Here is a 12,955-nt window from a genome sequence, read left to right on the forward strand (position 1 = left end):
ACTCAGGCGATCAAGCCCAGTGTCAGCCCCTTCAGGGTGGCGGCTGCCCGGGTCGAACACTGCAGTTTGCGAAAGATGCTTTCCATGTGCGTGCGTACCGTGCTCGGACTGATATCCAACAGTTGCGCGACTTGTTTGTTGCTGGCGCCACGGCTGATCTCCAGAAGAATGCGGCACTCACGGGCTGTCAGCAGCGTAGGCTTGGGTTGCCGCAGGCGACGCTCGCCACTGGCGGCAGCAATGACGGCTTCGCAGACATCGTTATCGAACAGACCACGGCCAGCATCCTGTTTGAGTAGCGTGGCTGCTGCCGCTTCGTCGTGGGCTGATCGCCAGGGCCGGGCCTGCCTCAACGCCACCCAGGCGACCGAGGTGGCGAACAGCCGATGTTCGGCATTCAGTGCATCACCCGCCACGCCGCGAAAATAGCCGCTGCCATCGAGCCGTTCATACGCGTGGGTGGCTATCTCGGCGGGCGCGGCCAGTTCCATTACCGGCCTGAGCGCCTGTTGCGTCCAGTAAGGCACCAGGCGCACTCGCTCTGCCGCACCGTAGGGCAGCGGCCCTGGGCTATTCCATAGGTGATTGGAAACGGCTGCGCGGCCGAGACCGTAAATCAGCGCGGACTTGCCAATGTTTGCCAAAGTCGGCTCATCCAGCCCCCACAGGCGCGCAGCTTCCACGGCGACATGGGCGACCTGACGCGAATGCCCGGCCAGCCATGGCAGCTTCAAGTCAATGATGTCTCCGACCAAAGTCAGTGAGACATGACGCTGCTCAGGCGCGGGTTCAACTTTTGTGCAAAGCGTTTCCAGATCCGCCAGCCAGTCCTTGGCATTAGCCACCAGCAACGACACCAGCGACGCAGGGTAGCGCCGATCCGACTGCTCGTTGATCCAGCGCAGCGCCGCGTCCAAGCCATGGGCGCGGGTGAGAATGTCCAGATCTCCGGCCATGACCACCTGATAGGCGACTTCCGGGATGTGCTCATGACTTACGCCCAGTGGTCGGCCAGTGCCGTCGTAAGTTTCGAACACTCGACACAGGCCCGCCTCAACGGCGGCCCCGAGCTGGAGGGTTTTGGCGATTGCACCGGACACTTCACAGTGCACCACGGCCAGCGGGGTTGCCTGATGCACCGCGTTCATCTGTTCATTGCCGAGGGTCAGATCGAGCATTGCGCGGCGACCATCGACGTCGTCGCCCAGCAGGTCGGCAAAGCCTTCGGCGTTGGCCGTGCACCCAGACCAGCGCAGCAAGGCAATCTGCTCTGCAACCTGCAAATGCTCACCGGCGCCGTGGCATGCCTGCGCGAGCATCCGCGCCAAAGCGGCAACGCGCCGGGAATGACCGAGCGGTTGCCCCATGCTGAGGTCACCGACCTGGGCGATGGTTGCCAGTGCGCCGTCCAGCGAGATGTCCAGTTGCAAGCCACTATCCATGAAAAATGCCCCGGGGTCGGATAATTGACCGATGCCCACAACGCAGGCCAGTCAGCAGAATCTGAACTCCCGAACAGGAGCTCATCCAATGAAAACAATCAAATCGAAATTCGCCACCGTCGCCTTTGCCCTGGCCAGTACCTTCTTGGCCGGCGCCAGCCACGCGCAGGATACAACGCCTTCGGTGGTGATCGTACACGGCGCCTTCGCTGACGGTTCCGACTGGGCCAAAGTCGTGCCACTGCTGCAAGCCAAAGGCGTGGCCGTGACCGTTGTGCAAAACCCGCTCACCTCGCTGGCCGACGACGTTGCCGCCACGCGCCGCGCGCTGAACAACCAGCAGGGCAAGGTGGTGCTGGTCGGTCACTCGTGGGGCGGCACGGTGATCACCGAAGCCGGCAACGACCAGAAAGTCAGCGCGCTGGTGTATGTCGCCGCCTTCGCGCCAGAGGCCGGGCAAACCAGTGGCGAACAGGGCAAAGGTGCGCCGACGCCGCCGGGCATCAGTCAGATCAAGGCTGACGGTAACGGCTTCCTCTATCTGACCCCCGAAGGCATGGCCAAGGACTTCGCTCAGGATCTGCCGGCCGCGCAAACTGCCGTCATGACTGCCACGCAAGGACCGATCAAGGCCTCGGCTTTCGAAGATAAAACCACCGTTTCGTCCTGGAAAACCAAGCCGTCCTGGTACCTGCTCGCTACCGAAGACCGGATGATTCATCCCGACGTCCAGCGGTCTGCCGCCAAGCGCATCGGTGCGACCCTCGCCGAGGTGAAGTCCAGCCATGTCCCGCAGCAGTCGCAGCCGGCGCAAGTCGCGGCGGTGATTCTCCAGGCCGTGCACGGCGTTGCTGAACAGTGATCGCGGCATCGAAGGGGAGCGGGCGTATGAATCTTCGGAGCGATCACGACTATGACTTCATTGTCTGTGGTGCCGGCACGTCGGGCTGCGTGGTCGCTGCGCGGCTTGCCGATGAGTCAGGCGCACGAGTTCTGCTGATTGAGGCCGGCGAAGACTATTCGGGCCCCGAGGTGACAGAACCGGCGCAATGGCCGCTGAACCTCGGCTCTGCGCGCGACTGGGCATTCGAGGGGCAATCCGATCCACGCCTCAACGGTCGACGGCTCCCGCTGAGCATGGGCAAGGGGCTCGGTGGAGGTTCGAGCATCAACGTGATGGTCTGGTCGCGCGGCCATCGCGCCGATTGGGAGCATTTTGCTGCCGAGTCTGGCGACCCGGCCTGGGGCTACGCATCGGTGCTCGATTACTACCGCAGGATCGAAAACTGGCAAGGCAGCCCGGACGCCACCCGGCGTGGTTCAGGTGGGCCGGTACATGTCGAGCAGCCGGCCACGCCTCAACCCCTTGCGTTGGCAACGCTGGAGGCGGCCAGCGATCTGGGCATCCCCCGATTCGACAGTCCCAATGGCGTGATGATGGAAGGGGCAGGTGGGATCGCTGTCACCGACTTGCGCATCAAACAGGGCAAGCGCGAGTCGGTTTACGACGCCTACATCCGGCCACACTTGCACTGTCCGAACCTGACGGTGATGACCGGGGCGTTGGTGACCCGCGTGTTGCTGGTCGGCACCCGGGCCGTCGGTGTCGAAGTGTTGATCGCCGGTGAGCGGCGCCGGTTTCATGCCGCAGCTGAAGTCATTCTGTCCATGGGCGCGGTGCAATCACCGAAAGTGCTCATGCAGTCGGGCATCGGCCCGGCGGATGAACTGCGAAAACACGGCATCGCACCGGTCGTTCATTTACCCGGTGTCGGCGAGAATTTGCAGGATCATCTGGCTTTCGGCTGCACGTGGGAATACCAACAACCCCAAGCGGTCGCTGGCAGCGGATGCGAAACCACCTTGTACTGGAAAAGCGACAGTCGCCTGGAAGCCCCGGATCTTTTGCAGTGTCAGCTGGCATTCGCGGTACCGTCTCCGCCTGAGGTCGCCATCGAGCCGCCGGAGCATGGCTGGACCATGTTCGCCGGGCTGGCCAGACCTGCCAGTCGCGGACGCTTGCGGTTGTCAGGTGCAGGGCCGCTGGATGCACCGATCATTGAGCCGAACTCCCTGAGCGAGCCCGAGGACATGGCCGCAGCCCATGCGTCGATCGAACTGTGCCGCGCACTCGGCAACAGCCAGGCCTTCAATGGGCTGATCAAGCGCGAAGTCGTGCCCGGTCCCAGAGAGCGTCGCGCTATGGAACAGTTCATCCGCAACTCGGCGATGACCTACTGGCACCTGTCGTGTACGGCAAAAATGGGCCGCGATGCGCTGTCGGTGGTTGACCATCAATTACGCGTATACGGGATCGACGGGCTGCGCGTTGCAGATGCCTCGATCATGCCGCGCATCACCGTTGGCAACACGATGGCGCCGTGCGTCGTTATTGGTGAGCGGGCAGCGGAGCTGGTGCTTGCGGGAGTATAAAGCGCCCACAACGCCCCGCTGCGCAAAATCTGCTTTCACTCGTTCGCAAGATTTTCCCGCGCCCACTGCTCGGCCGTCGTGACCTGTATCGCCCGCTGCTCATTGAACGTGCCCGCTTTCGGCCACGCCACACCTCGACCTTGGGCAAACACCGCGCGGTATTTTTTGATGTGGTGAGTGGGGTCTTTTTCCAGTTCCTGCATCAGGTGCGGCACCGTCCAGACGTTACGCTTGAAGGGCCGTCCGAGCACGCGTTCGAGAAGGCCCGCGACCTGTTCATAGGTCAGCGTGTCGCCCGACAGATACACGATCTCGTTGCGAAAAGGCGGTTCGAAGAAAACGATTTCTGCAGTCAGTTTGCCGATGTCGTCCGGGGTCGTCAGCGTCACGCTGGTGTCCAGGCTGCCCAGGGCGTTAACGGTGTCGTTGTCGAAATCAACGACTTCAAACACCGGCTCGAAGAGGAAACTGGTAAACATGCCGGTCGAGATGATCACCCATTCGGTTTTGTCCTGCGCGCGCAGCAGTTCGCGCACGTCGAGCTGAGCATCGAACAGATCCTGCGGACTGCCCCGGCCGATCACTTCGAAGTCCACGCCAAACTGCCAGGGAAAGTAGCGTTTGATGCCCGACTTGAGCGCAGCGGTCGCCAGCTTCATCGGCGTCTCACGACCAGCGACCATGCCGGCGCAGCCGATGACGGTATCGAAAGGTGCGAAGACTTCGGCCAGTTGGTCGATCGAATCGTTGACCAGATCTGCCGCCACCATCTGCACGCCGAGACTGCGCAGTTCATCGATTTCGGCTTTCTTTGCCGGCAACTGACTGTCGATCGTCGAGGCCCTGAGCAGGACGCTGATCGTGCTGCCGGGCGAGCGCTTTGCCACTCGCGCAAGGTTGCGCAAAACCGGCAGGCCGAGTTCGCCTGCGCCCAGGACAAGAATGGATTGCGGGGAAGGGTGGCTCAATTCGGTCATGATGTCTCCTGAGATCTGCATGTAAGATCGGCAAATGCTGGCACGATCGGGCAGCACTCAGAAGAAGGCACACGCGTGATACCAAGTGAAGAAATGACTGATCAGCAAGCGCTCAGTGAGGCAGAAGCAATCTGCCAGACGCTCAGACGAGACGATGATGGCGTGCGCCGCGAAGTGCTCGCGCACGCCGGCAGTCGCTGGTCTTTGGGCATCCTGCATGCCTTGGGGGTGTACGGCACGATGCGTCACGCTGAGATCAAACGGCAGATGACCGGCGTGACTCAGCGCATGTTGACCAAAACCCTGCGTGCGCTGGAACGCGACGGCCTGCTGACCCGGCGCGAGCTCGACCAGGTGCCGCCGCACGTCGAGTACGAGCTGACGCCATTGGGCATGGGCTTGCTGGTGCGGATGTCGCCGATCTGGACTTGGGTGGTGGAAAACGTCGAGGGTTTCCGCCAAGCGCGACGCACGTTCGATAGCCAGGTCGGCAAGAAACCCTCATGGCAAATTCCTGTTCCAGCGCGGGATGATTCTGAAGCGTCAGACTGAGGTTTCGCGCTTCAGCTCAGCGGCACCGCGAACACGGCACTGGCGCGCGCGACCGTTCGCTCACCTACGTGCAGACTGACGCCAGCAAACGCCAGTTGGCGGCCCTTTTTGGAGTGTTCAAGACGCACTTCGAGCCACTCGTTGATTTGCACCGCCCCGAGATAATCCAGGGTCATGCTCGCCGTAATCAACGGCTGCGGCGGATCGCTGGAAAAGGCCATGGCGTAGCCCATCCCGACATCGGCCAAAGTCGCCAATACACCACCATGCAAAGTGCCGCGACCATTGGCGTGGCGGGAGTCGGTCAGCAAGCCCAGTTCCAATTGCAGGCCGTGGCCTCTGGCGTAGATCGGGCCGAGCAGATCCAGCAACGGACTGCTGCGGGTGAATGGTGTGAAACCTTCGGGAATGGCCGTGGTGTTCATGATCCCATCCTGATGCAGGTGGCTGACCTGTTTGATTGGGCGGGGAAACACAGAAGGGGGCAAGCACTATGCGGATGGGGAATTTGCTGCGATAAGTGCTGTACACGGAGCGGACAAGCAAGGAGCTACTGGGTGGATATTCAAATTCACATCGCGAGAGATGCGGATGCATCGGCTATCAGTGAAACGATCATCAAGACGCTCCGTGAGAGCAATGCTCGGGACTATCCTCCCGAAATCATCGATCGAGTGATTGAAAGTTTTTCGCCCTCGAAGATCCTTCGTTTTTTGACTGAGCGTCAGGTGCTGGTCGCTACGCTCGACAGTCAAATCGTCGCAACGGCAAGTCTCGATCGAGACGTTGTTCGAAGCGTTTTTGTCGACCCGGACTTTCAAGGAATGGGTGTCGGAAGACAGCTGATGAAGAGCATTCAATCACTCGCCATGGACACAGGTTTCAATCTGCTGCGCGTTCCTTCCTCAGTCACCGCAGAAGGCTTCTATGCTTCGCTCGGCTTCAAGAAAATCAGAGATGAGTTTCATCAGACGGAGCGCACGATCATCATGGCGAAGAAGTTGAAACGATAGCGTTCACCTAACGTTTCAGCCTGCCGAATGTGGCTTCCATCGCTGCGCGGTCATGGTCGAGCAACCAGGCATGATGTCGTTGATAAAGCTGCAAAAGTAGTTCGGTGTTGGCTCCAACCACGTCCATGCCTCGGTCGTCATAGGGAAAGACCATGACTCGCTTGGGCAGATTGAACAGGTAGACAGCACAGTTCGCACGCGGTTGGATAGCACCGAAGTCCTTGGCCAATGCGCACCAGAGTAATGCTTGAATGCTCGCCACAGACGCTTCGAAGGCGACGTTGACCCAATATTCCGGCTCTTCCTCACTGAACCATTCCTCGTTATCTATTTCTTCGCTCCAGATGCACAGCGCTGATGGAGTATCGATGCCAGCAGATTTAAGGGCGCGAAGAGTACTGCGATGGGCGAATCGATTGCGACCGGAATGAATGCGCAGGCATGCGACAAACGATTCGTCCCCTTGGAAAACGTCGCCGCAGATGGTTATGGATTTGCGCATAGCGGTCAGGAATTGCTCGATCATTCCGCCCGTTTCGGAGAGTTCGAAACGCAATCCTCCGGGCCAGGAATAGAAAAGCGGGCGGGCGAATGCCTGGGGTCCAAATGCGTTTTCGATCTCAGCTCTCAGATTCACTTTCTTCCCTTCAATGTGGATTTCTGTTTGTTCAAGACGCGGGTGAAGTCAGTGCGACGACACAAACGGCGAAGCAGTCGTCGGTGCCGGCAGCGCATAGGCCTGTTTCATCCACGCAACTTCCGCTAGCGGTGTGCGGCCGAAGAGGCGTTTGAAGTCGCGGCTGAATTGCGAGGCGCTTTCGTAGCCGACCAGAAATGCAGTTTTTGCCGCGGTCAGGTCGTTACGCAGCATCAGCAATCGCGCCTGGTGCAGCCGCGTCGACTTCAGATACTGCATCGGCGAGGAGTCGGTGACCTTGCGAAAGTGCAGATGAAAATTCGGCACGCTCATCTGCGCTTCCTCGGCCAGGGTTTCTACGTCGAGATGCTGGTGATAACAGCTGTGGATCTTGTGGATGGCGCGGGTCACTTTGCCGAACTGACCTTGCTGGGCGATGGCGGCACGCAGGGTGCCGCCTTGTTCGCCGGTGAGGATGCGGTAGTAGAGCTCGCGCAGCATCGCCGGACCGAGGATTTGCGCGTCGGCATCGTCGCTCATCACTTCAAGAAAACGCAGGGTTGACCGGCGTAGCGGTTCGTCGAGCGGCGAGGCGTACATGCCCATCGGTTGGGATCTGGGGAAATCCCACAGTTCATCGACCTGCTGAATCAGCTCGCCAGCCAAAGCGAAATCCAGGCGCACGTACACCGCGAGCATTGGCTCGGCTTCGCTGGCGTCGGTTTCCATGGTGAAGGGTACCGGCACCGACACCACCAGATAATGCTGAGCGTCGTAGACGTAGACTTCATCGCCGAGATAGCCGCGTTTACGCCCCTGACAAAGGATCACGATGCCCGGTTCGTACAACACCGGCGTGCGGGTCAGCGGTCGGTTGGAGCGCAGGAAACGCACATCCTCCAGCGGGCTCAGGTTGTAACCTTCCAGCGGGGCGAGCTTGCTCATTAGCTGGACCATGCGCGCTGTGATTAGGTCTTTCGGTTTCGGCATGGGCTGTGGGTTTCCTTGTGAAAAGGCGGGTTTGAACCTGTCTGGCTGATTGGCGGGGTGTCAGACAGAGCCCTCACCCTAGCCCTCTCCCAGAGGGAGAGGGGACTGACCGTGGTGTTTGATCGGGATCTGCCGACCTGAAATATCGCGCCGAATGCTGACCGCGCTGTTCTAGAGTAATAAGCCCTGCGGAAATCTTCGAGGCAGGCTCAGGAGTTGAATCCACCCGCGATCGGCTCCCTCTCCCTCCGGGAGAGGGCTGGGGTGAGGGTGCTTTTGATCTTTCAGCCATCCGTCGAGCGGCTAAGCGCTGCCCATTGCTCAATACTCTCCGCCGTGCGCTGCAACTTGTCACGCACCAGCGCCAGCGCATCACTGCCCAATAGCAGGTGAGCCGGCGGGTTTGGACTGTCGATGATCGTCAGCATGACCCGTGCAGCTTTCTGCGGATCGCCCAACTGATGGCCGCTTTTCTCCTTCCGGGCCTTGCGCACCGGATCGAAGCTTGCGTCGTAATCACTGATACTACGAGGCGTGCGCTGCATCGAGCGGCCTGCCCAGTCGGTGCGAAACGATCCCGGCGCCACAGCGGTGACAAAAATATTGAAGGGCGCAAGCTCCTTGCTCAAGGTGTCAGAAATCCCCTCCAGAGCGAACTTGCTGCCGCAGTAATAGGCGATCCCCGGCATGGTGATGTAGCCACCCATGGAAGTGATATTGAGAATATGCCCTGCGCGGCGCTGGCGGAAATACGCGACGAAAGCCTTGGTCACCGCCACCGCGCCGAACACGTTGACGTCGAACTGGCGGCGCAGTTCCTCCAGCGATGACTCTTCGAAAATCCCCTCATGGCCATAACCGGCGTTGTTGACCAGCACGTCCACCGGGCCGTGGCGATCCTCCACTGCCGCAACCACCCCACCGATGGCATCGAACTCGGTAACGTCCAGCAGCACCCCATGCGCGCGCTCGGGCGACAGCGCTTCGAAGGCTGCCAGAGCGGATTCACTGCGCACTGTGCCGATAATCCTGTGACCTTGAGCGAGCGCTTCCTTGGCCAGCGCCTGGCCGAAGCCGCTGCTGACACCGGTGATGAAAAGGGTCTTCATGAATCTGTACTCCAGCAGGCAATTGGAGAGGCCATGCTAGGGCGGATAACGCTGGCGGACGATGCCGAATCGGATCGAAGTATTGCCTGTTCCTATCAATAGGGTTTTCGATCAGGTCTTGCCTCAAAAACGGAAAAGTCCTGCAGGTCTCAAACCCGCAGGACTTTTCCTGTCTCGGCAACACGCGCTTAAGCTGCGCGACGACCCGGTGTACGGTCCGATCCATCAGCGGCGAGGGCCTCACCCAATGGGGTGCGGTCTGAGCCGTCGGCCGCGATGGCCTGGCCTTGTGGGGTCTTGTCATAACCGTCTTCAACCAGGCCGTGTTCCTCGAGGCGGTTGCGGCCGTTTTCAGCCAGAGCCTGGCCTTGGGGCGTACGTTCCGAGCCATCGGCAGCAACAGTCTGCTGTGGTTCGTTGACCTGGGTGAAGAAACGATCTTCCTGATTGCTCGGTACGGCGAATGCGCTGGCGCTGAGGGCGAAAGTGGCGACGGCGATCAGTTGGCTTACAGTTTTCATGGCGGTGACTCCGGTCAAGTTGAGGTTGCGGTCCGGGTCGTTCAGATCAGTCTCTGGTTAACCCGTTGCAGTGGTGTGTTCTGCATGGGTTCAGATTAGGGGGCAGGGCGGTGTCGGCGTTAGGCGGATACTGTTGGCGATTTGCCTGATTCTGCTCGATGGAAAATAGCCATTGACTTAGAGCGCACTCAAACCTTTACGGTGATGACATGAATCCAGAACTGACAATTTCACAGTTGGCCAAGCGCCTTGATCTGAGCGCTCACACGATCCGCTATTACGAGCGCATCGGGCTGTTCGACCCGGTTGGGCGCGGTGGCAATGGCCACCGGGTGTACGCCGAGAAGGATGTGCTGTGGGCCGAGTTTCTGCTCCGGCTGAAGGCGACCGGAATGCCGATCCAGCAAATGCTGCGGTATGCCGAACTGCGCCGTTCAGGCGACTCTACCCTGGCAGAACGCCGCGAACTTCTCGAGCAGCATCGCCGGGACGTGCAAGCGCAGATCAGCCAGTTGAGCCAGTCCCTGGAGGTTCTGGATAACAAGATTCAGATCTACCACCAACTCGAGCAAAAGGAGCATCACCATGATCCGTAAACTTCCCGGTTTCAATCGTTTGCTGTCCGCCACACTTATTGGTGCAAGCGTGACCAGTGTCGCAGCGCCCGTGGAGATGACTGATCGTCGAGCGCGCGGAGAAGCCGCTCTAACGCAGATTACTGGCGGACCTGGTCAGGCAGTGGTTGATTCATTGAAGGATACTGCTCCAGAGCTTGCGGACTGGATTCTGAGTTTTGCCTACGGCGATGTCTTCGCCCGCCCCGGCCTCGACCACTGCACTCGTGAGCTGGCAACCGTTGCGGCATTGACCGCACTGGGCAACGCACAGCCACAACTGAGAGTGCATATCGGCGGAGCCCTGAACGTCGGGTGCACACCGGAGGCGGTGGTCGATGTGATCTTGCAAATGACGGTATACGCAGGGTTTCCCAGTGCCTTGAACGGTATAACGGCTGCGCGTGAAGTCTTTGCTGCTCGCGGGATCAGTGTTAAATCCTAGGTGCGCACGCTGCAGAAACTGCGCGATAAAGCCGGATTCAACCTTCCACCCACCCCGCATACAACTGCACAAACCGCACCTGCAACCATTCGATAAACACCTGCACCTGCGCCGGCAAATGCGTGCGGCTCGGGTACAGCAGCGATACCGGCCGAGGCGTCGGGCGCAGCTGTTGCAGAATTTCCACCAGAGCACCGCTAGCCAAATGCTCGGCGACCGCAATACCCGGTGCCTGGATGATGCCGAAGCCCGACACGCCACACTGCACGTAAGCGTTCGACTCGGTGACGGTAATGCCTTTGCGGCTGACGTAGCTTTTCTGTTTGCCCTCAACTGAAAACTGCCAGGGCAGAGTGCGGTTGTTCTGGCCCGAGAGAAAGATCACGCCTTGATGGTTCGCCAGATCTCCAAGCGTTTCCGGCGTGCCGTGCTCGCGCAGGTATTCGGGCGCGGCGCAGGTGACCATGGTCGCCAAGGCGATAGGGCGGGCGATCAGGGTTGAGTCGGGCAGCTCGCCGATGCGCAGCGCACAGTCGATGCCTTCGCCGACCAGATCAACCGCACGATCGGTGACGCCCAGCACCATGTCGATGCCGGGGTAGGTGTCGGTGAATTCGCGCAGGCTCTTGATGAATTCCAGTTGCGCGAACGCAGTGGGGATATCGATGCGCAGGCGGCCGGACAGCGTGGCTCCGGTGCGATCGAACATCGTGGTGGCGGCGGTGATCTCGGCGAGGATTTCCTGGACCCGCTGATAGAAAAGTTCACCCTCGGCGGTGAGTGCGACTTTCCTCGTAGTGCGCTGGAACAGGCGCACGCCCAGCGATGTTTCCAGTTCCTGAATATAGCGAGTGACCTGCGGCCGGCCGATATCCAGCGACTCGGCGGCTTTGGTGAAACTGCCCAGCTCCGCCAGCCGGGCGAACAGGCGCATCGAATGCAGTAATTCCATGACTTTTCCGCTGAGCTTCAGTATCTGGATTTGTTGCCTGAGAATAGAACAATCCTGTCTGTTTCCAAGCATTTATTGCGCTGGTGTAAAAGCCAATCATGGCCCCAAGGCAAACCTGCTGAGGGTTTGCGGCCAATAACGCATTTGGAGACTCACCATGAAAGCATGGTTACTGAAAGATTTCGGGCTCGACAATCTGCAACTCGGGGAGACGGAAACGCCGCAACCCAAGCCCGGCGAGCTGCTGGTCAAGGTCGGCGCGGTGTCGCTGAATTTTCGCGACAAGGCGATCGTTGACGGCATCTATGAGCCGCACATGGTGCCAAAACCGTTGATTCCGGTCAGCGATGCCGTCGGCACGGTGGTTGCGATCGGCGACGGCGTGACACGCTTCAAGGTCGGCGACCGGGTCAATTCGCATCTGTACTCGCGCTGGCTTGACGGCGAGCCGGGGCCGAACGAGCCGGATTACTGCTTCGGTTCGCCGCTGCCCGGTGGCCTCGCCGAGTACATGATCATTCATCAGGACAGCGCCGTCGGCGCGCCGGCCAACATGAGCGATGAAGAGGCGGCGACGCTGCCGATCGCCGCACTTACTGCGTGGTATGCGCTGGTGGATTTCGGCGCTATTCAACCGGGGCAGACCGTGTTGGTACAGGGCACCGGCGGCGTATCGATCTTCGCCGTGCAGATCGCCACCGCGCTGGGCGCCAAAGTCATCGCAACCTCAAGCAGCGATGAAAACCTGCACGCGGTAAAACGTCTGGGTGCGGTCGCCGGTATCAACTACCGCAGCACGCCGAACTGGGCGGACGAGGTGCTGAAACTCACCGAGGGAAAGGGTGTGGACCTGCTCCTTGATGTGGCGGGAGGCAATGGCATCAATCAGTCGGTAGCAGCGACCAAGGCCTCGGGGCGGATAGCGCAGATCGGCTTTCTGACAGGGCAGACTGTCGAGCTGAACCTGATGCCGCTGATCTTCCGCCAGACCACCATTCGCGGCATCGCGGTGGCACCGCGTTCATCGTTCGACCGGATGAACGTGTTCCTCGCCGAGCACGACATTCGCCCGGTGATCGACCATGTGTATCCGTTCGAACAGGCGCGTGAGGCCTATGAGCATCTGGCGAAGGGGGCGTTTGGCAAGATTGTGATCAAGGTGAGCTGACAACGAAAAAGGCGCCGATCAAGGCGCCTTTTTTGCCGGTCTGGTTTTTTACGGTTCGCCGCGCTCAACCATCGCGCGCCATTGCTGCACACTCGGACGTTG

At 60.1% G+C, this 12,955-nt stretch carries 15 protein-coding genes; 7 read left to right on the top strand and 8 right to left on the bottom strand.

The genetic code is table 11. The features are described 5' to 3' along the window. Window positions 1-2: 2 nt before the first annotated feature. A complete protein-coding gene (locus D8U82_RS27155; protein WP_130903315.1) occupies window positions 3-1,442 on the bottom strand; it encodes an HD domain-containing phosphohydrolase in 1,440 nt (479 codons plus the stop codon). 88 nt (window positions 1,443-1,530) lie between these two features. Here D8U82_RS27155 and D8U82_RS27160 point away from each other — a divergent pair, with 88 nt between their 5' ends. Together D8U82_RS27160 and D8U82_RS27165 are read left to right on the top strand one after the other, a co-directional pair. Continuing rightward, window positions 1,531-2,304 (top strand): alpha/beta hydrolase, encoded by a 774-nt coding sequence (locus tag D8U82_RS27160; protein ID WP_130903316.1) that lies wholly within the window; start codon window positions 1,531-1,533, stop codon window positions 2,302-2,304. 26 nt (window positions 2,305-2,330) lie between these two features. Then, complete coding sequence (locus tag D8U82_RS27165) at window positions 2,331-3,875, top strand: GMC family oxidoreductase N-terminal domain-containing protein (RefSeq protein WP_130903317.1); 1,545 nt, start codon at window positions 2,331-2,333, stop codon at window positions 3,873-3,875. A 35-nt stretch (window positions 3,876-3,910) separates the two neighbouring features. Here the strand turns inward: D8U82_RS27165 and D8U82_RS27170 are convergent, their stop codons facing one another. Beyond that, window positions 3,911-4,852, bottom strand: coding sequence for an aromatic alcohol reductase (locus D8U82_RS27170; protein WP_130903318.1), 942 nt, complete (start codon window positions 4,850-4,852; stop codon window positions 3,911-3,913). A gap of 93 nt (window positions 4,853-4,945) precedes the next feature. Here D8U82_RS27170 and D8U82_RS27175 point away from each other — a divergent pair, with 93 nt between their 5' ends. After that, a complete protein-coding gene (locus D8U82_RS27175; protein WP_016774338.1) occupies window positions 4,946-5,404 on the top strand; it encodes a helix-turn-helix domain-containing protein in 459 nt (152 codons plus the stop codon). An 11-nt stretch (window positions 5,405-5,415) separates the two neighbouring features. Here D8U82_RS27175 and D8U82_RS27180 read toward each other — a convergent pair whose 3' ends face one another. Next, the gene (locus D8U82_RS27180) at window positions 5,416-5,829 is read right to left on the bottom strand and encodes a PaaI family thioesterase (RefSeq protein ID WP_130888041.1); all 414 of its coding nucleotides are present in this window, start codon (window positions 5,827-5,829) and stop codon (window positions 5,416-5,418) included. Window positions 5,830-5,961: 132 nt separating this feature from the next. Here D8U82_RS27180 and D8U82_RS27185 point away from each other — a divergent pair, with 132 nt between their 5' ends. Then, complete coding sequence (locus tag D8U82_RS27185; protein WP_024012608.1) at window positions 5,962-6,417, top strand: GNAT family N-acetyltransferase; 456 nt, start codon at window positions 5,962-5,964, stop codon at window positions 6,415-6,417. A gap of 7 nt (window positions 6,418-6,424) precedes the next feature. On the opposite strand, the gene D8U82_RS27190 is transcribed toward D8U82_RS27185, so the two are convergent. The 4 genes from D8U82_RS27190 to D8U82_RS27205 form a co-directional block, all read right to left on the bottom strand. After that, entirely contained in the window at window positions 6,425-7,054 is a 630-nt protein-coding gene (locus D8U82_RS27190; RefSeq protein WP_038861559.1) for a DUF3885 domain-containing protein, read from the bottom strand. A gap of 48 nt (window positions 7,055-7,102) precedes the next feature. Continuing rightward, the gene (locus D8U82_RS27195; protein ID WP_130903319.1) at window positions 7,103-8,044 is read right to left on the bottom strand and encodes an AraC family transcriptional regulator; all 942 of its coding nucleotides are present in this window, start codon (window positions 8,042-8,044) and stop codon (window positions 7,103-7,105) included. Between the two features lie 284 nt (window positions 8,045-8,328). Beyond that, window positions 8,329-9,153 carry an oxidoreductase gene (locus D8U82_RS27200; protein WP_110599174.1) on the bottom strand — a complete coding sequence of 275 codons (825 nt, stop codon included), beginning with the start codon at window positions 9,151-9,153 and terminating at the stop codon, window positions 8,329-8,331. Between the two features lie 188 nt (window positions 9,154-9,341). Next, entirely contained in the window at window positions 9,342-9,674 is a 333-nt protein-coding gene (locus D8U82_RS27205; protein ID WP_130903320.1) for a hypothetical protein, read from the bottom strand. Between the two features lie 209 nt (window positions 9,675-9,883). Between D8U82_RS27205 and D8U82_RS27210 the strand changes: the two genes are divergently transcribed. Beyond that, entirely contained in the window at window positions 9,884-10,270 is a 387-nt protein-coding gene (locus D8U82_RS27210) for a MerR family transcriptional regulator (RefSeq protein ID WP_056784936.1), read from the top strand. Window positions 10,271-10,346: 76 nt separating this feature from the next. After that, the gene (locus D8U82_RS27215; protein WP_110599549.1) at window positions 10,347-10,733 is read left to right on the top strand and encodes a carboxymuconolactone decarboxylase family protein; all 387 of its coding nucleotides are present in this window, start codon (window positions 10,347-10,349) and stop codon (window positions 10,731-10,733) included. Window positions 10,734-10,770: 37 nt separating this feature from the next. On the opposite strand, the gene D8U82_RS27220 is transcribed toward D8U82_RS27215, so the two are convergent. Further along, on the bottom strand, window positions 10,771-11,685 hold the full coding sequence (locus D8U82_RS27220) for a LysR family transcriptional regulator (RefSeq protein WP_130903321.1): 915 nt from the start codon (window positions 11,683-11,685) through the stop codon (window positions 10,771-10,773). Window positions 11,686-11,842: 157 nt separating this feature from the next. Here D8U82_RS27220 and D8U82_RS27225 point away from each other — a divergent pair, with 157 nt between their 5' ends. Beyond that, on the top strand, window positions 11,843-12,853 hold the full coding sequence (locus D8U82_RS27225; RefSeq protein ID WP_130903322.1) for an NAD(P)-dependent alcohol dehydrogenase: 1,011 nt from the start codon (window positions 11,843-11,845) through the stop codon (window positions 12,851-12,853). The last annotated feature ends 102 nt before the right edge of the window (window positions 12,854-12,955 follow it).

Source organism: Pseudomonas sp. Sample_23, assembly GCF_004307595.1.
GTDB lineage: Bacteria > Pseudomonadota > Gammaproteobacteria > Pseudomonadales > Pseudomonadaceae > Aquipseudomonas > Aquipseudomonas atacamensis.